Origin of the sequence: Streptomyces sp. PsTaAH-137, assembly GCF_003259365.1 — a bacterium.
Taxonomy (GTDB): Bacteria; Actinomycetota; Actinomycetes; order Streptomycetales; family Streptomycetaceae; genus Streptomyces.
Window position 1 is genome coordinate 62,631 of sequence record NZ_QLLY01000020.1, and the last position, 16,951, is coordinate 79,581.

The 16,951-nt window shown below is 71.4% G+C and carries 15 protein-coding genes; 14 read left to right on the top strand and 1 reads right to left on the bottom strand.

Annotated elements, in window-relative coordinates; translation table 11 throughout:
• Positions 1 to 39: 39 nt before the first annotated feature.
• Positions 40 to 369: a DUF427 domain-containing protein gene (locus K377_RS33890; RefSeq protein ID WP_111667451.1), complete on the bottom strand. Its 330-nt coding sequence runs from the start codon at positions 367 to 369 to the stop codon at positions 40 to 42.
• Positions 370 to 444: 75 nt separating this feature from the next.
• On the opposite strand from K377_RS33890, the gene K377_RS33895 reads away from it, so the two are divergent.
• From K377_RS33895 to K377_RS33960, 14 genes are all read left to right on the top strand, one after another.
• Positions 445 to 990 (top strand): TIGR00730 family Rossman fold protein, encoded by a 546-nt coding sequence (locus tag K377_RS33895; protein WP_161195013.1) that lies wholly within the window; start codon positions 445 to 447, stop codon positions 988 to 990.
• Between the two features lie 16 nt (positions 991 to 1,006).
• Complete coding sequence (locus tag K377_RS33900) at positions 1,007 to 1,705, top strand: SDR family oxidoreductase (protein ID WP_111667453.1); 699 nt, start codon at positions 1,007 to 1,009, stop codon at positions 1,703 to 1,705.
• A 172-nt stretch (positions 1,706 to 1,877) separates the two neighbouring features.
• Positions 1,878 to 2,885: a methionine synthase gene (locus tag K377_RS33905; RefSeq protein ID WP_111667454.1), complete on the top strand. Its 1,008-nt coding sequence runs from the start codon at positions 1,878 to 1,880 to the stop codon at positions 2,883 to 2,885.
• Positions 2,882 to 5,110: an NAD-dependent DNA ligase LigA gene (gene ligA, locus K377_RS33910; RefSeq protein WP_375605983.1), complete on the top strand. Its 2,229-nt coding sequence runs from the start codon at positions 2,882 to 2,884 to the stop codon at positions 5,108 to 5,110. The genes K377_RS33905 and ligA overlap by 4 nt, the downstream gene beginning before the upstream one ends.
• 229 nt (positions 5,111 to 5,339) lie before the next feature.
• Positions 5,340 to 7,769: a bifunctional diguanylate cyclase/phosphodiesterase gene (locus tag K377_RS33915; protein WP_111667455.1), complete on the top strand. Its 2,430-nt coding sequence runs from the start codon at positions 5,340 to 5,342 to the stop codon at positions 7,767 to 7,769.
• Between the two features lie 230 nt (positions 7,770 to 7,999).
• On the top strand, positions 8,000 to 8,296 hold the full coding sequence (gatC, locus tag K377_RS33920) for an Asp-tRNA(Asn)/Glu-tRNA(Gln) amidotransferase subunit GatC (protein ID WP_018531282.1): 297 nt from the start codon (positions 8,000 to 8,002) through the stop codon (positions 8,294 to 8,296).
• A 5-nt stretch (positions 8,297 to 8,301) separates the two neighbouring features.
• Positions 8,302 to 9,795 (top strand): Asp-tRNA(Asn)/Glu-tRNA(Gln) amidotransferase subunit GatA, encoded by a 1,494-nt coding sequence (gene gatA, locus K377_RS33925; RefSeq protein WP_111667456.1) that lies wholly within the window; start codon positions 8,302 to 8,304, stop codon positions 9,793 to 9,795.
• Positions 9,792 to 10,034 (top strand): hypothetical protein, encoded by a 243-nt coding sequence (locus tag K377_RS33930; RefSeq protein WP_111667457.1) that lies wholly within the window; start codon positions 9,792 to 9,794, stop codon positions 10,032 to 10,034. Before gatA ends, K377_RS33930 begins: the two co-directional genes overlap by 4 nt.
• A gap of 16 nt (positions 10,035 to 10,050) precedes the next feature.
• Entirely contained in the window at positions 10,051 to 11,565 is a 1,515-nt protein-coding gene (gene gatB, locus K377_RS33935; protein ID WP_111667458.1) for an Asp-tRNA(Asn)/Glu-tRNA(Gln) amidotransferase subunit GatB, read from the top strand.
• A gap of 94 nt (positions 11,566 to 11,659) precedes the next feature.
• Positions 11,660 to 12,913: an SLC13 family permease gene (locus tag K377_RS33940; protein WP_111667512.1), complete on the top strand. Its 1,254-nt coding sequence runs from the start codon at positions 11,660 to 11,662 to the stop codon at positions 12,911 to 12,913.
• Between the two features lie 171 nt (positions 12,914 to 13,084).
• Positions 13,085 to 15,304, top strand: a complete 2,220-nt coding sequence (locus K377_RS33945) for an MMPL family transporter (RefSeq protein WP_111667459.1) — start codon at positions 13,085 to 13,087, stop codon at positions 15,302 to 15,304.
• The gene (locus tag K377_RS33950) at positions 15,282 to 15,851 is read left to right on the top strand and encodes a GNAT family N-acetyltransferase (protein ID WP_111667460.1); all 570 of its coding nucleotides are present in this window, start codon (positions 15,282 to 15,284) and stop codon (positions 15,849 to 15,851) included. Before K377_RS33945 ends, K377_RS33950 begins: the two co-directional genes overlap by 23 nt.
• 35 nt (positions 15,852 to 15,886) lie before the next feature.
• Positions 15,887 to 16,483 (top strand): hypothetical protein, encoded by a 597-nt coding sequence (locus tag K377_RS33955; protein WP_111667513.1) that lies wholly within the window; start codon positions 15,887 to 15,889, stop codon positions 16,481 to 16,483.
• 199 nt (positions 16,484 to 16,682) lie between these two features.
• Positions 16,683 to 16,874 carry a hypothetical protein gene (locus tag K377_RS33960; protein ID WP_111667461.1) on the top strand — a complete coding sequence of 64 codons (192 nt, stop codon included), beginning with the start codon at positions 16,683 to 16,685 and terminating at the stop codon, positions 16,872 to 16,874.
• Positions 16,875 to 16,951 lie beyond the last annotated feature (77 nt).

The following is a 16,951-nucleotide window of genomic DNA, read 5'->3' on the forward strand; positions in this document are numbered from 1 at the left end:
TGTCCCCGTATTCGACCACGCCCCACGCGGTGGCAGTCCCTAGTCGGCGTCGACCTGGGTCTCGTAGAAGCACAAGTGGCCCTTGATCGCCGCCACCCCGGGCTTCGGCTCCTCGTACGCCCACACCAGGTCCTGGGCGCCGGGCAGCGACCAGTAGGAGGCGTGGCCCTTGAAGGGGCAGTACGTCGTGGTGTCCGACGGCGTCAGCAGCTCGGTCCGCACATCCTCCGGAGGGATGTAGTGCCGCTCCGGACAGCCGGTCTCCTTCAGCAGCAGCGCCCTCGTGCTGTCGGCCAGCACCTCCCCGTCCCGGACGACGCGCACGCGCCGTGCATCCTGCTCGATCGTGATCGTATGTCCATCAGCCATGACTGTGTCAGCGCTCACACGGGCCGGGTTCTTCCCGGTGCGGCCGCCCGATCGCGGGCCCGTACCGTGAACACCATGAACATCTGCGTCTTCCTCTCCGCCGCCGACCTCGACGACCGCTACACCGCGCCCGCCCGTGAATTCGCCGAGCTCCTCGGCAGGGGCGGGCACACCCTCGTGTGGGGCGGCAGCGAGAGCGGGCTGATGAAGGTCGTCGCCGACGGGGTGCACGAGAGCGGCGGGGGACTGGTCGGGGTCTCCGTGGAGTTCCTCGCCGCCAAGGCGCGGGCAGTGACCGCGCCCGACGAGATGGTCGTCGCTGCCGACCTCGCCGAGCGCAAGCGGCTGCTCCTGGAGAAGTCCGACGCCGTCGTGGTCATGGTGGGCGGCACCGGGACGCTCGACGAGGCCACCGAGATCCTGGAGCTGAAGAAGCACGGGAAGACCGACAAGCCCATCGTGCTGCTCAACTCGGCGGGGTTCTACGACGGCCTCAAGGAGCAGTTCCGGCGCATGGAGGACGAGGGATTCCTGCCGATCCCCCTCACCGACCTGGTGTTCTTCGCCGAGGAGCCGGTCGGCGCCCTCGCCTACCTCGAAGAGTCGTACGGGCAGCGGTAGTGCGAGCATGGCGCCCATGACCAGCACAGCCACACATGTGATCACCGGCGCCGGATCCGGCATCGGCGCCGCCGTCGCCCGGCGCCTCCACGCGCGCGGGGACCAGCTCGTCCTCCACGCGCGCGACGCGGGCCGCGCCAAGGAACTCGCCGCCGAGTTCCCCGGCGCCCGCACCCTCGTCGGCGACCTGGCCGACCCGGACAAGCTGTCGTGGGCCTTCTCCCACCAGTCGCTGCCCGACCGGGTCGACTCGCTGCTGCACATCGCCGGCGTCGTCGACCTGGGCCCGGTGGGTGAGCTGACCCCGAAGACCTGGCGCCACCAGCTCAACGTCAACCTCATCGCCCCGGCCGAGCTGACCCGCCACTTCCTGCCCCAACTCCGGCTCGCCCAGGGGCACGTGGTGTTCGTCAACTCCGGCGCGGGCCTCAACGCGAGCGCCGACTGGTCCGCGTACGCCGCCTCCAAGCACGGCCTGAAGGCCCTCGCCGACTCGCTGCGCCAGGAGGAGCACGGCAACGGCGTACGGGTCACGTCCGTCTACCCCGGCCGCACCGCCAGCCCCATGCAGGCCAAGGTGCACCAGCAGGAGGGCAAGGAGTACGACGCGGCCCGCTGGATCGACCCCGAGTCGATGGCCACCACCATCGTCATGGCCCTCGACCTCCCGCGCGACGCCGAGGTGAACGACCTGACGGTCCGCCCGGGACGCTGACGGCCGGGGCTCGCCAGGGCCCCGACAGGGGCGCGGGGAACTGCGCGACCAGCCACGCACGACCGTCACTCCGCCACCGGCAGCACCCGCCGGTCACGACCCGGCACCGAGGGGCGCAGCCTCGAGCCGTACACCCCGCTCCTCGCCGGCAGGCGTTACGTACCCTGCTTGCGTGAGCGAAAAGAGCGACTTCAAGTGGGGGCCCGCGACCGGCGTCGGGTCGATGCCCGGCGGTGACGCCCGGGAGGCCGCCAAGACCGTCACCGGCAGCTTCGAGGACTTCCCGTTCCTCGCCGAGCTGCCCGCGCGCGGGCCGGGCGCCGACATGATCGGCAGGACCGCGGGACTGCTCGTCGACCTGTACGCGCGCGTGGAGCCCAGCGGCTGGCGGATCGGCGACCGGCCCGGCCGCGACACCAAGCGCGCCAGGTCGTGGCTGGGCGAAGACCTCGACGCGCTGGAGGAGTTCACCCAGGGCTACGAGGGACCGCTCAAGGTGCAGGCCGTCGGGCCGTGGACCCTCGCCGCCGCGCTGGAGCTGCGCAACGGCGAGGCCGCGCTCTCCGACCCGGGCGCCTGCCGCGACCTCGCGGGCTCGCTCGCCGAGGGCCTGCGCGCCCACCTCGCCGACCTGCGCCGCCGCGTCCCCGGCGCCCACCTCGTGCTCCAGCTCGACGAGCCCTCCCTCATCGCCGTCCTGCGCGGACAGATCAGGACCGCGAGCGAGTACCGCACCCACCGCGCCGTCGACCGGCAGCTCGTGGAGAGCACCCTGCGCGACGTCCTCGGCGTCCACACCGACGGACCCGCCGTCGTCCACTCCTGCGCCCCCGACGTCCCGTTCGCGCTGCTGCGCCGGGCCGGCGCCGACGCGATCTCCTTCGACTTCTCGCTGCTCACCGAGCGTGACGACGAGGCGATCGGCGAGGCCGTCGAGGGAGGCACCCGGCTCTTCGCCGGTGTCGTGCCGGGCGTGGACACCGCATTGTCGGACCCTGCCGGTAGCGTCATGGGTGTCAGGACGCTGTGGCGCAGGCTGGGGCTGAATCCGGGGTCGCTCGCGGACTCGGTCGTGGTCACGCCGTCGTGCGGACTCGCGGGCGCGTCGCCCGCGTACGCCCGCGCGGCGCTCGCCCACTGCGCCCGGGCGGCGAGATCACTCGCGGACAACCCTGAGTGACCGGGGACGAAGGCAAACGGGAGGACGAGAAGGTGGCGGAGACCGAGAGTTCCGTGCCCGCGTCGGCGCGGGACGAGCACGCCCGGCTGGCCGAGCAGATCGAAGAGCACCGCTTCCGGTACTACGTGAAGGACGCGCCGGTCGTCTCCGACGCCGAGTTCGACAAGCTGCTGCGCTCCCTCGAAGCCCTTGAGGAGCAGTACACCGAGCTGCGCACCCCCGACTCGCCGACCCAGAAGGTGTCCGGTCACTACGAGACGGAGTTCACGGCCGTCGAGCACCGCGAGCGCATGCTCTCGCTCGACAACGCCTTCGACGACCTGGAGTTGGCGGCCTGGGCCGAGCGCGTCCACAAGGACGTCGGCGCGCCCGGCTATCACTTCCTGTGCGAGCTGAAGATCGACGGCCTCGCGGTCAACCTGACGTACGAGCACGGACGCCTGACCCGCGCGGCCACCCGCGGCGACGGCCGCGTCGGCGAGGACATCACGCCCAACGTCCGCACGATCGCCGAGATCCCCGACCGCCTCCGGGGCGAGCGCATCCCGGACCTCGTCGAGATCCGCGGCGAGGTCTTCTTCCCGATGGAGAAGTTCGAGGAGCTGAACGCCCGGCTGGTCGAGGCCGGCGACAAGCCCTTCGCCAACCCGCGCAACGCGGCGGCGGGTTCGCTCCGCCAGAAGGACCCCCGGGTCACCGCGACCCGCCCGCTGCACATGGTCGTGCACGGCATCGGCGCCCGCGAGGGCTTCGACATCGACCGCCTGTCGCAGGCGTACGACCTGCTGCGCGAGTGGGGCCTGCCCACCGCGAAGCACAACAGGGTGGTCGACGACCTCGACGGCGTACGGGAGTTCATCGCGTACTTCGGGGAGAACCGCCACTCCGTGGAGCACGAGATCGACGGCGCCGTCATCAAGCTCGACGAGATCCCGCTCCAGGGCCGGCTCGGCTCCACCGCGCGCGCCCCGCGCTGGGCCATCGCCTGGAAGTTCCCGCCCGAAGAGGTCAACACCAAGCTGGTCAACATCCGGGTCGGCGTGGGCCGCACCGGCCGCGTCACCCCGTACGCGCAGGTCGAGCCGGTGACGGTGGCGGGCTCCGAGGTCGAGTTCGCGACGCTGCACAACCAGGAGATCGTCAAGAAGAAGGGCGTGCTCATCGGGGACACCGTCGTCATCCGCAAGGCCGGTGACGTCATCCCCGAGATCCTCGGCCCCGTCGTCGACCTGCGCGACGGCAGCGAGTACGAGTTCGTGATGCCCGCCGAATGCCCCGAGTGCGGTACGCCGCTGCGGGCCATGAAGGAGGGCGACATCGACCTGCGGTGTCCCAACGCCCGCACGTGCCCGGCCCAGTTGCGGGAGCGGCTGTTCTATCTGGGCGGCCGCCAGTGCCTGGACATCGAGAACTTCGGGGCGGTCGCCGCCGCCGCGCTCACCGCTCCGCTGGAGCCCGCCGAGCCGCCGCTGACCGACGAGGGCGATCTGTTCGACCTCACCATCGAGCAGCTGCTGCCCATCAAGGCCTATGTCCTCGACCCCGACAGCGGCCTGCCCAAGCGGGACCCGAAGACCGGCGAGGACAAGGTCGTCACGGTCTTCGCCAACCAGAAGGGCGAGCCCCGGAAGAACGCGGTGTCGATGCTGGAGAACATCGCCGCCGCCAAGGACCGCCCGCTCGCCCGGATCATCAACGGCCTCTCGATCCGGCACGTGGGCCCCGTCGCCGCCGAGGCGCTGGCCCGCGAGTTCCGGTCGATCGACCGCATCGATCAGGCCACCGAGGAGGAGCTGGCCGCCACCGACGGGGTCGGCGGGATCATCGCGGCCTCCGTGAAGCAGTGGTTCGCCGAGGACTGGCATCGGGAGATCCTGCGGAAATGGCGTGCGGCCGGTGTGCGCACGGAGGAGGAAGGGAGCGGTGAGGACGAGGGGCCGCGCCCGCTCGAAGGCCTCACCGTCGTCGTCACCGGCACCCTCCAGAACTTCACCCGGGACGGCGCGAAGGACGCCCTGCAGAGCAGAGGCGCCAAGGTGACAGGTTCCGTTTCCAAGAAGACGTCCTTTGTCGTTGTCGGGGACAACCCGGGATCCAAATACGACAAGGCCATGCAGGTGAAGGTTCCGGTTCTGGACGAGGACGGCTTCGCCGTGCTGCTCGAACAAGGACCCGACGCCGCTGCCGAACTGGCGCTTCCCGCCGAACAACCGACTGAGGAGTAGCGGTTGAAGGCCACCCGTTCAGCGCATATCAGATGCATACGGGTGGCCGGGTCGCATTCGGGTATCCACGGCCGGGCGCGTCCGTCTGGTGCCCGTGGAAGCCTTCTGCGGCCTACTGTTGAGGGTGTGCGCCTGCCGTGTCCTGCTGCGGATGGGGCAACCTCCGCTCCGCAGAAGCCAGGGGAGCGGGCTGCGGACATGGGCACCGCCGGCTGTGAGAGGGACGGGAATGGAACCGACCGAGAGCGCCGCCCCGGACTCACGACTGCGTCCGCGCCGGCGGCTGCGGCGCGGCACGGCCCGACGCCCCGACGAGGGCGGCGGGGACAGCGACAGCGGTCACGGGGAGAGCGAACGCGGTGGTGTGGTGAACTGGCGCAATTGGTGGCGTGAGAGCGGGCTGGGTCTCGCCCGGCTCGGCGCGGACCGGACCCGGGGCGGCCGGGCGGCCTTCGACCTCCAGGGCCCGGCGGGCGTGGAGCCGCAGGGCGCCGGCGCCCGGGCCGAGGGCACGACCGTCTTTCCCGTCGAGCGGCACCCCGCCGCCCTGACCTCGGGCGGCCATGTGGGCGTGGCCACCCCCGCCCAGAACCACCACGGCGGACCGGCCGACAGCGCCCGGGCGACGGCGCTCCCGCTGCTGCCCGGCGCGGTCGTCGCGCTCGCCGCCGTGGTGCTCGCCGCCGGGTTCTACCGGGCGTTCACCGGGAGCCACGCGCTCTTCCCGGCCGGCGTCGTCGGCTGGTCCCTCGCGGTCCTGACCGGCATCATCGTCGGCCATCTCGTCGCCCTCGGCCGTGACCGCTGGTGGGGCGGCACCGGCTCCGGCGGCGCCCTCACCCTCGCCGTCCTGCTGCTGTACGGCTGGGTGCCCGCCGGGATGGTCAGCCTCACCGTCGTCGTGCTCGTCGGCGTCGCCCGCAGACACCGCTGGCGCCAGGGCGTGCTGCACGGCGCGATCGACATCCTCGGCATCGGGGCGGGCGCCCTCGTGCTGGCCGCGTTCGGCCGCGTACCGTCCGTCGAGACCCCCTGGAAGCCGGAGACCTGGGACTTCTTCACGGCCCCCGAGATCGCCCTGGTCGCGGCCTCGTACCTGCTGGTCACCCGGCTCCTGCTCTACTACGTGCACGCGCCGCGCAGCTCCGGCCTGCCCAAGGTCGACCGCACCGCGCTCGTCCGGCAGGGCCTGGTCGGCGTCGCGCTGCTCGGCCTCGCGCCGCTGGTCTGCGTCGTCGCCATCGCGCTGCCCGTGCTGCTGCCGCTGTTCTCGATCCCGCTGATCGCGCTCGACTCCACGCTCTGGATCGCCCGCGCCCGCGCCGAGGAGCAGCTGCGCGACCCGCTCACCGGACTGCCCAACCGGCAGTGGCTGCTCGAACGCACCTGGACCGCGCTCGACGACGCCGAGCGGATCGGCGCCCGCAGCGCGCTCATGCTGATCGACCTCGACCGGTTCCGCTCGGTGAACGACACCCTCGGGCACCTCGCCGGCGACCGGCTCCTGCTGCAGATCGCGGACCGGCTGAGAGCCGCACTGCCGCGCGGGGCGGAGGCCGCGCGGCTCGGCGGGGACGAGTTCGCCGTGCTGCTGCCGGTCGCCGACTCGACGACGTCCGCGTCCCGGGTGGCCCGTGCGCTGGTCGCCGCCCTCGGCTCGCCGCTCGACCTCGACGGACTCACGCTGGTCCTCGAAGCGAGCGCGGGCCTCGCCGTCTTCCCGGACCACGCCCTCGACGCCGAAGGGCTGCTGCGCCGGGCCGACGTCGCGATGTACCAGGCCAAGCGGGACCGTACGGGCGTCGAGGTCTACGAGTCGAAGCGGGACTCCAACACCCCGGACCGGCTCGGCCTGTTGGGCGATCTGCGGCGCGCGCTCGACGCGGGCGACGTGGAGCTGCACTACCAGCCGAAGGTCCGTTTCGACGGGCAGGTGGCCGGGCTCGAGGCGCTGGTGCGGTGGGTGCATCCCGAGCGCGGGAAGGTTCCGCCTGACGAGTTCATCGCCATCGCCGAGTCCTCCGGCCTCATGCCGCACCTGACCGAGTACGTCCTCGAGACGGCGCTGGCCCAGGTCGCGCGCTGGCGCGCCCAGGGGCTGTACGTGCCCGTCGCGGTGAACGTGTCGCCGCGCGACGTGCACACCCCCGGGTTCGCGGGCGCCGTCGCCGCGCGGCTGGCCCGGCACGGGGTTCCCGCCGGATCGCTTCAGCTGGAGATAACGGAACATGTGCTTCTGGAGGACCCGCAGCGGGCCGCCGACACCCTGGCCGGGCTGACCGGTCACGGGGTGAAGATGTCGCTCGACGACTTCGGTACCGGGTACTCGTCGCTGGTGCATCTGCGGCGGTTGCCGGTCAGCGAGCTGAAGATCGACCGGTCGTTCGTGGCGCGGCTCGCGGTGGACACCGAGGACGCCGAGATCGTGCGGTGCACCGTGGACCTGGCGCACTCGCTCGGGCTGCTCGTCGTCGCCGAGGGCGTGGAGGACGACGAGACGTGGGAGCGGCTGCGGGATCTGGGGTGTGACGCGGTGCAGGGGTGGCTCGTCGCCGCCGCGATGCCGCCCGACGAGACCACTGCGTGGCTCCGGGCCCGGGGTGACCGCGGCTGGCAGCGGGCCGCCACCGTGGCCCTGCCCGGCGCCGACGAGGCCTGATCCGTCGTCGATCGGGTGCGGCTCTCGTCGTGGCTGGTCGCGCAGTTCCCCGCGCCCCTGAAGGGCGAGCGAAGCTCGCTTCAGGGGCGCGGGGAACTGCGCGAGAAGCCCCACCGGGCCGCAGCCGGAGAGGTACAGAGACCGTGCGGGCATAACCGTTTACCGGGCACAGGTCGGGGACCCATAGGATTGAGGCCAAACCACACACACTCACCCCAGAGGATCGCTGCATGCCTGGCATCACGCGCGAGGAGGTCGCCCACCTCGCCCGGCTGGCGCGTCTGGAGCTGAAGCCCGAAGAGCTCGACCACTTCGCAGGCCAGCTCGACGACATCATCGGCGCGGTCGCCCGCGTCAGCGAGGTCGCCGACCAAGACGTACCGCCGACCTCCCACCCGCTGCCGCTGACGAACGTCATGCGCGCGGACGAGGTCCGTCCGTCGCTCACCCCCGAGCAGGCGCTCTCCGGCGCCCCGGCCCAGGAGCAGCAGCGTTTCAAGGTGCCGCAGATCCTGGGGGAGGACTAATCACCATGACGGACATCATCAAGCTCACCGCCGCCGAGATCGCCGCGAAGATCGCTTCCGGTGAGCTCACGGCCGTCGAGGTCACCGAGGCCCACCTGGCCCGGATCGAGGCCGTCGACGAGAAGGTCAACGCGTTCCTGCACGTCGACCGCGAGGGCGCGCTGAAGCAGGCCGCCGCCGTCGACGCCAAGCGCGCCGCGGGCGAGAAGCTGGGCCCGCTGGCCGGCGTCCCGCTCGCGCTGAAGGACATCTTCACCACCGAGGGCATCCCGACCACGGTCGGCTCCAAGATCCTCGAGGGCTGGATCCCGCCGTACGACGCCACGCTGGTCAAGAAGCTGAAGGCCGCCGACGTCGTGGTCCTCGGCAAGACCAACATGGACGAGTTCGCCATGGGGTCCAGCACCGAGAACAGCGCGTACGGCCCGACGGGCAACCCGTGGGACCTCACCCGCATCCCCGGCGGCTCCGGCGGCGGCTCCTCGGCCGCGCTCGCCGCGTACCAGGCCCCGCTGGCCATCGGCACGGACACCGGCGGTTCCATCCGCCAGCCCGCCGCCGTCACCGGCACCGTCGGCGTGAAGCCCACGTACGGCGGCGTCTCCCGCTTCGGCATGGTCGCGTTCTCGTCCTCCCTGGACCAGGGCGGGCCCTGTGCCCGTACGGTCCTGGACGCGGCGCTGCTGCACGAGGCGATCGCCGGGCACGACCCGCTCGACTCCACGTCCATCGACGCCCCGGTCCCGCCGGTCGTCGAGGCCGCGCGCAACGGCTCGGTGCAGGGCATGCGCGTCGGCATCGTCAAGCAGTTCCGCGGCGAGGGCTACCAGGCAGGCGTCCTCCAGCGCTTCGACGAGTCCGTCGAGCTGCTGAAGTCGCTCGGCGCCGAGATCGTCGAGCTGGACTGCCCGTCCTTCGACCTGGCGCTGTCCGCGTACTACCTGATCGCCCCGTCGGAGTGCTCCTCGAACCTCGCCCGGTTCGACGCCATGCGCTACGGCCTTCGGGTCGGCGACGACGGCACGCACTCCGCCGAGGAGGTCACCGCGCTGACCCGCGAGGCCGGCTTCGGCGACGAGGTCAAGCGCCGCATCATCCTGGGCACGTACGCACTCAGCTCCGGCTACTACGACGCGTACTACGGCAGTGCCCAGAAGGTCCGTACCCTCATCACCCGCGAGTTCGAGGCCGCCTTCGAGAGCGTGGACGTGATCGTCTCCCCGACGACGCCGACCACCGCGTTCCCGATCGGCGAGCGTGCCGACGACCCGATGGCGATGTACCTCGCGGACCTGTGCACGATCCCGACCAACCTGGCCGGCAACTCCGCCATGTCCCTGCCCTGCGGCCTCGCGCCGGAGGACGGGCTGCCGGTCGGTCTGCAGATCATCGCCCCCGCCATGAAGGACGACCGGCTGTACAAGGTCGGCGCCGCCGTCGAGGCCGCCTTCGTGGAAAAGTGGGGGCACCCGCTGCTCGAGGAGGCACCGTCGCTATGAGTCCCATGACTGCCAAGGCCAAGGGTTTCAAGAAGTCCAAGCCCGGCGCGTACCTGTCGATCGCCACGACCGCCTTCGGCGCGGTCGGCGTGGTCAAGCAGGCCCGGATGGCCCGGAAGGACAACGACACGCTCCGTCTGGTCGACGCCGCGGTCTCCGCCGTCGCCATCGCCACCGGCCTGGCTCTGCTCTTCCGGGAGCTGAAGAAGCTCGGCGACGACGACGTCCTGCTGGGCTGAGAGGGAAAGTTTCACCGTGACTGCCACGACTGACCTGGTGTCGTACGAGGATGCCCTCGCGGCGTACGACCCCGTCATGGGCCTTGAGGTCCATGTCGAACTCGGCACGAAGACGAAGATGTTCTGCGGCTGCTCCACCGAGCTGAAGCAGGACGCCAACAGTCAGACCTGCCCCACCTGTCTCGGCCTGCCCGGCGCGCTGCCGGTCGTGAACGAGATCGGCGTCGAGTCGGCCATCAAGATCGGCCTCGCGCTGCACTGCGAGATCGCCGAATGGTGCCGGTTCGCCCGGAAGAACTACTTCTATCCGGACATGCCGAAGAACTTCCAGACCTCCCAGTACGACGAGCCGATCGCCTTCAACGGCTACCTCGACGTGCAGCTGGAGGACGGCGAGGTCTTCCGCGTGGAGATCGAGCGCGCCCACATGGAGGAGGACACCGGCAAGTCGACGCACGTCGGCGGTGCCACCGGCCGCATCCAGGGCGCCTCGCACTCGCTGCTCGACTACAACCGCGCCGGCATCCCGCTCATCGAGATCGTCACCAAGCCCATCGAGGGCGCGGGCGAGCGGGCCCCCGAGGTCGCCAAGGCGTACGTCGCCGAGCTGCGCGAGGTCATCAAGGCGCTCGACGTCTCCGAGGCCCGCATGGACAAGGGCCAGATGCGCTGCGACGTGAACCTGTCGCTGCGTCCGAACGGCACCGAGAAGTTCGGCACGCGCTCCGAGACGAAGAACGTGAACTCGCTGCGTTCCGTCGAGCGCGCCGCCCGCTTCGAGATCCAGCGCCACGCCGCGGTGCTGAACTCGGGCGGCACGATCGTGCAGGAGACCCGTCACTTCCACGAGGAGGACGGCTCCACCACCTCGGGCCGCATCAAGGACAACGCCGAGGACTACCGGTACTTCCCGGAGCCCGACCTGGTCCCCGTCGCCCCGTCCCGCGAGTGGGTCGAGGCGCTGCGGTCCGAGCTGCCCGAGCTGCCGCTCGCGCAGCGCAACCGGCTGATCGAGGAGTGGGCGATCTCCGCCCACGACATGCAGTCCATCCGCAACGCCGGCGCCATCGGCCCGATCGTCGCGACGATCAACGCCGGTGCCGACTCGGCCTCCGCCCGCAAGTGGTGGATGGGCGAGCTGGCGCGCAACGCCAACGAGCAGGGCGTCGAGCTCGGCGAACTGCCCATCACGCCCGAGTACGTGGCCCGCGTGTCCGAGCTGGTCGCCAAGGGCGACCTCAACGACAAGCTGGCCCGTCAGGTCATCGACGGGGTCCTCAAGGGCGAGGGCACCCCGGACGAGGTCGTCGAGAAGCGCGGCCTGAAGGTCGTCTCCGACGAGGGCGCGCTGAACACCGCCGTGGACGAAGCGATCGCGGGCAACGCCGGCATCGTCGCCAAGATCCAGTCCGGCAAGGTCGCCGCCGCCGGAGCCCTCGTGGGCGCCGTCATGAAGGCGACCCGGGGTCAGGCCGACGCGGCCCGCGTCAAGGAACTGATCCTGGAGAAGCTGGGCGTCAGCGAAGGCTGAGTTCACTTTTTTGCGGAGGGGCTGGATATATCCAGCCCCTCCGGCGTTTGAGGAGCGGGGTCCGGGGCGGAGCCCCGTGGAACGGAGCAGCACTCTGAGCACGACGTCGGCCGAGATCCTGGCCATCATTCTCCTGCTGGCCACGCTCGCCTTCGCGGTCATGCGTCCCCGCAACTGGCCCGAGGCCGTCGTCGCCGTGCCCGCGGCGGCCCTCGCGATCGCCGCCGGCACGGTCACTCCGGAGCACGCCTGGTCCGAGACCAAGGACCTGCTCCCCGTCGTCGGCTTCCTCGCCGCGATCCTTCTCCTCGCACAGCTCTGCGCCGACGAGGGCCTGTTCAAGGCCGCCGGTGACGCCGTGGCCCGCGCCTGCCAGGGCAGCCCGACCCGGATGCTCGGCGGGGTCTTCGCGGTCGCCGCCGCCATCACCGCCGTACTGAGCCTGGACGCCACCGTCGTCCTGCTCACCCCGGTCGTCTTCGCCACCGCCGCCCGGATCGGCGCCCGTCCGCGCCCGCACGTCTACGCGAGCGCCCATCTGGCCAACTCCGCGTCGCTCCTGCTGCCGGTCTCCAACCTCACCAACCTGCTGGCCCTCACCGCGAGCGGCCTCACCTTCACCCGCTTCGCCGGGCTCATGGCGCTGCCCTGGCTGGTCGCCATCGGCATCGAGTACCTCGTCTTCCGCCGGTACTTCGCCGACGACCTGGCCGCTCCGGCGCACGCCCCGGACGAGGCGGAGCCGGCCGGCGTCCCCGTGTTCACGCTGACCGTGCTCGCGCTGACCCTCGCCGGGTTCGCCGTCACCTCCTTCGCCGGGATCGAGCCGGTGTGGGCCGCCCTCGCCGGTGCCGTCGTGCTCGGCGTGCGTGCTCTCGCCCGCCGGGACTCCACCCCGGGCGAGCTGCTGAAGTCGGCGAACCTGCCGTTCTGCGTCTTCGTCCTCGCCCTCGGCGTCATCGTCAAGGCGGTCGTCGACAACGGGCTCGGTGACGTCATCGGCCACGTCCTGCCCGGCGGCTCCTCGCTGCCCGCGCTGCTCGCCGTCACCGCGATCGCGGCGCTCCTCGCGAACCTGATCAACAACCTGCCCGCGACCCTCGCCCTGCTCCCGGCCGTCGCGCCCGCGGGCCCGGGCCCGGTCCTCGCCGCGCTCATCGGCGTCAACGTCGGCCCCAACCTCACGTACGTCGGCTCGCTCGCCACCCTGCTGTGGCGGCGCATCGTGCACGCCCACGGCACCGAGCCCGAACTGGGCGACTTCACCCGGCTCGGGCTGCTCACCGTCCCCGCGACCCTCCTGCTGTCCACCACGGCGCTGTGGGCGGGGCTCCAACTCCTCGGCTGAGAAGGAGCTGTGAGGCCGCGGGACACCCTTGTGAGTAAGGACACGAAAGCGACAAACGATCACGTTTGCCTGTAAGAGTGACTGGCCACTGCTCACGTGTTCTTTGCGGGCTCGTCCCTTTTGCGCGGCTGCTCCCTGGCAAAGATCCATGAACCACCTGGGAGCACGCCTGTGGCTACTCTCGCCCGCTGGTGCGTCCGGCACCGGCTCGTCGTCCTCCTGCTGTGGCTCCTCGCGCTCGGCGGCACCAGTGTGGCCGCCGCGGTCGCCGGGTCCGCGTACTCCAACGACTACGAGGCGCCGGGCACCGAATCCGGCCGTGCCACCCAGCTCCTCGACGCGAACTTCTCCGGGCTCGGCGGCGACAGCGACACCGTGGTCTGGCACATCGAGAACTCCACGGTCCGGGCCGCCGACGTCGAGAAGACGATGAGCAACACCCTCGACGAGATCGCCGGGCTGCCCGGCGTCGCCTCCGTCGTCTCGCCGTACGACAGCCGGGGCGCCGACCTGATCAGCGCCGACGGGCACACCGCGTACGCGACCGTCACCTTCGACGAGCAGGCCGACAACATCCCGGTCGCCCAGGCGCGGGCCGTCGTCGACGCCGCGAAGGACGCCGAGACCCACGGGCCCGACGGACTGGAGGTGGAGCTCGGCGGCAGCGCCGTCGCCCTCACCGAGTCGACCTCGGCGCACCTGTCCGAGGTGATCGGCGTCGTGGTCGCCGCCGTCGTCCTCTTCCTCGCCTTCGGCTCCCTCGCCGCCGCCGCGCTGCCCATCGCGACCGCCCTGGTCAGCGTGGGCACCGCGTACGCCGGGATCGTGCTCCTCGGGCACGCCATGACCGTGGCCGACTTCGCCCCGATGCTCGGCATGCTGGTCGGGCTCGGCGTCGGGATCGACTACGCGCTGTTCATCGTGACCCGGCACAGAAAGGGCCTCAAGCGCGGGCTGCCGGTGGCCGTCGCCGCCGAACGGGCCGTGGCCACCACCGGACGCGCCGTCGTCTTCGCGGGCGCGACCGTCTGCGTCGCCCTGCTCGGCATGCTCCTGCTGAACCTGAGCTTCCTCAACGGCGTCGCCATCGCCGCCTCCGTCACCGTGCTGCTCACCGTCGCCGCCTCGGTGACCCTGCTGCCCGCGCTGCTCTCGTTCATCGGGACGCGCGCCCTGTCCCGGCGCGAGCGGCGCCGCCTCACCGAGCACGGGCCCGAGCCGGAGCTGCCGACGGGGCTCGCCGCGCGCTGGGCCGCGTTCGTCGAGCGCCACCCCAAGCTGCTCGGCGGGATCGCGCTCGCCGTGATCACGGTCCTCGCGCTGCCCACCCTCTCCCTCCACCTCGGCACCTCCGACCAGGGGAACAACCCGAAGTCCGCGACGACCCGGCAGGCCTACGACCTGCTGGCCGACGGGTTCGGGCCCGGGGTCAACGGCCCGCTCACCCTCGTCACCGAGGTCGACGGCGCCCGGGACAAGGCCGCAATCCAGGCGCTGGCCGGCGAGCTGCGGACCACCGACAACGTCGCGGCCGTCTCCCCGATCACGTACAACGGCGACGACTCGGCCGCGTACCTCACCGTCGTGCCCGCCTCCGCCCCCCAGTCACAGGCGACCAGCGACCTCGTCGACGACCTGCGCACGGACGTCGTGCCGCAGTCCGGGCTCGACGTCCAGATCGGTGGAGTCACCGCCAGCTACGACGACTTCGCCGAGGTCATCGTCGGCAAGCTGCCGCTGTTCGTCGGCGCCGTGGTCGGCCTCGGCTGCGTCCTGCTGCTGCTCGCCTTCCGGTCCATCGGTATCCCGCTGAAGGCGGCGGCCATGAACATCGCCGCCGTCTGCTCCGCCTTCGGCGTCGTCGTCGCGATCTTCCAGTGGGGCTGGGGGAGCGAGCTGCTCGGGCTCGGCGCGGCCGGGCCCATCGAGCCCTTCCTGCCCGTGATCATGGTGTCGGTCCTCTTCGGGCTCTCCATGGACTACCAGGTCTTCCTGGTCAGCCGGATGTACGAGGAATGGCTGGAGACCGGCGACAACCGGCGGGCCGTCCGGGTCGGCCTCGCCGAGACCAGCCGCGTGATCAACTCGGCCGCGGTGATCATGATCTCGGTCTTCCTGGCCTTCGTGCTCAGCGGCGACCGGGTCATCGCGATGTTCGGCATCGCGCTCGCGGTGGCCGTCGCCGTGGACGCCTTCATCCTGCGCACGCTGCTCGTGCCCGCCCTGATGCACCTGCTGGGCGGTGCGAACTGGTGGCTGCCCCGGTGGCTCGGCAGGATCCTGCCCCGCATCAGCATCGAGCCGCCGGAGTGCCGCGCGGCCCATGAGAAGGTGACCCTGCCCGGACAGCGACAGGTGAAGGAGCCCGATGTACGCGATCCCGCTCGGTGACGAGGGCGCCGAACTGCGGCCCCTGGAGACCTGGCACGCCGAGGAGTTCCTGGCGAACCTGGACCGCGGGCGCGAGTTCATCGGGCAGTACATCCCGTTCGGCTCGCGGGCCACGGACGTGGACTCGGCGCGGAGCACCCTCCAGCGCTACACCGACATGCGGGCCGCGGACACGGGCTCGTACCACGGCATCTGGCTGGACGGGCGGCTGGTCGGCGGGGTGCTCACGCTCAACTTCGACGCCGCGGCGGGCAATGCCGAGGTGGGCTGCTGGCTGGAGCCTGCGGCGACCGGGCGCGGCCTGATCACGCGGGCGATGCGCGTGCTGCTCGACTGGGTCGTCGAGGAGCGCGGCATCCACCGGGTGGAATGGGTGGCCGCGTCCGGGAATGTCGCGAGCCTGAAGGTGGCCGAGCGGCTCGGTTTCCGCAAGGACGGCGTGCGGCGCGAGGCACATGAATGGCGCGGAAAGCGCCATGACCTGGAGATCTGGTCGCTCCTCGCCCCGGAGTGGCGCAGCGCACGCGACGCGCACAAGGATCGTTAAGACACTTCTCAGACAGCGTCCGTACGGTGCGCAGCATGACTACGAAGACTGACGCGCAGCGCGACGCAGAGATCCGGGAGGAGGACGCCCTCTCCCAGGAGACCGCCACCGAGCCGGAGGCCGTGGAGACCACCGCTCCCGAGGCCGGGGCCACAGAGGACGACGATGCCGCCGCGGAGGCGGCCGCCGAGGCCGAACTCGCCCAGCTGGCCAAGGACAACGCCGAGGCGGACCGTCCCTCCGGGGTCGGCCAGGGCGCGGCCGCCATCGTCTCCGTCGCCCTCGGCGTCGTCGCGATGAGCGGCAGCTGGCTCGGCACCGTCGCCTCGGCCCGTGAGTCCCTCATCGGGCAGCTCAACACCTCGCAGTCCGCCAGCGTCGCCACCCAGGTCTCCGAGGTCTACGGCGACTCCTGGCACGCCGCCGCCCTGGTCGGCGGTGTCTTCTCCCTGATCGCGCTGATCGTCGGCGCGTTCGTGCTGGTCCGGCCCGCTTTCGGGGTGCCCGGCCGGCCGCAGGCGATCTGGATCAAGTCCGTGGCGTGGGCCGGTGTCTCGCTCGGCGTCCTGGGGCTGCTGCTCGCCGTCGCCAAGTACTCCGACCTCCTGCTCGGGCTGCCCAAGACCAGCTGAGCCACGATCCGAGGTCCTGAGGTACTGAGGTCCTAAGGTCCTTACGAGGGTCCTAAGGATCCCGGGGAGCCGCCTAAGGCACCCCGGGGCCCGCCGGATGCGGCACTCTCCCGATGTGCTGCACCCCCCTGGGAAACGAGAGTTGAGGCATCGCGGAAGACACCGCGAGAGCAACGGCGATCGTCACCAGGGAGACGAGATGTTCGAGTACGAGATGCACCAGGTCCGCTCCGCCGAACTCATCCGGCAGGCCGACGAGCACCGCCGGGCGCGGGCCGCCCTCGCGGACCGCAAGACCCGCAAGGCGGAGCGGAGTTCCACCACCAAGGACGCCGAGGGGCCGGTGAGTACCGGCGGTCCGCGTCGCTCGCGCTTCGCCCGTACGGCGTGAACACGGTGTCCCGGCCCGGAGCCAGAGGGGGCCGGACGGAAGGGGAGGACGGCACGGCTGCCGTCCTCCCCTTCTCC

Coding starts and splice junctions, on each gene's coding strand:
- K377_RS33890 (WP_111667451.1), bottom strand. CDS start 369: ATGGCTGATGGACATACGATCACGATCGAGCAGGATGCACGGCGCGTG.
- K377_RS33895 (WP_161195013.1), top strand. CDS start 445: ATGAACATCTGCGTCTTCCTCTCCGCCGCCGACCTCGACGACCGCTAC.
- K377_RS33900 (WP_111667453.1), top strand. CDS start 1,007: ATGACCAGCACAGCCACACATGTGATCACCGGCGCCGGATCCGGCATC.
- K377_RS33915 (WP_111667455.1), top strand. CDS start 5,340: ATGGAACCGACCGAGAGCGCCGCCCCGGACTCACGACTGCGTCCGCGC.
- gatC (WP_018531282.1), top strand. CDS start 8,000: ATGCCTGGCATCACGCGCGAGGAGGTCGCCCACCTCGCCCGGCTGGCG.
- gatA (WP_111667456.1), top strand. CDS start 8,302: ATGACGGACATCATCAAGCTCACCGCCGCCGAGATCGCCGCGAAGATC.
- K377_RS33930 (WP_111667457.1), top strand. CDS start 9,792: ATGAGTCCCATGACTGCCAAGGCCAAGGGTTTCAAGAAGTCCAAGCCC.
- K377_RS33950 (WP_111667460.1), top strand. CDS start 15,282: ATGTACGCGATCCCGCTCGGTGACGAGGGCGCCGAACTGCGGCCCCTG.
- K377_RS33955 (WP_111667513.1), top strand. CDS start 15,887: ATGACTACGAAGACTGACGCGCAGCGCGACGCAGAGATCCGGGAGGAG.
- K377_RS33960 (WP_111667461.1), top strand. CDS start 16,683: ATGTTCGAGTACGAGATGCACCAGGTCCGCTCCGCCGAACTCATCCGG.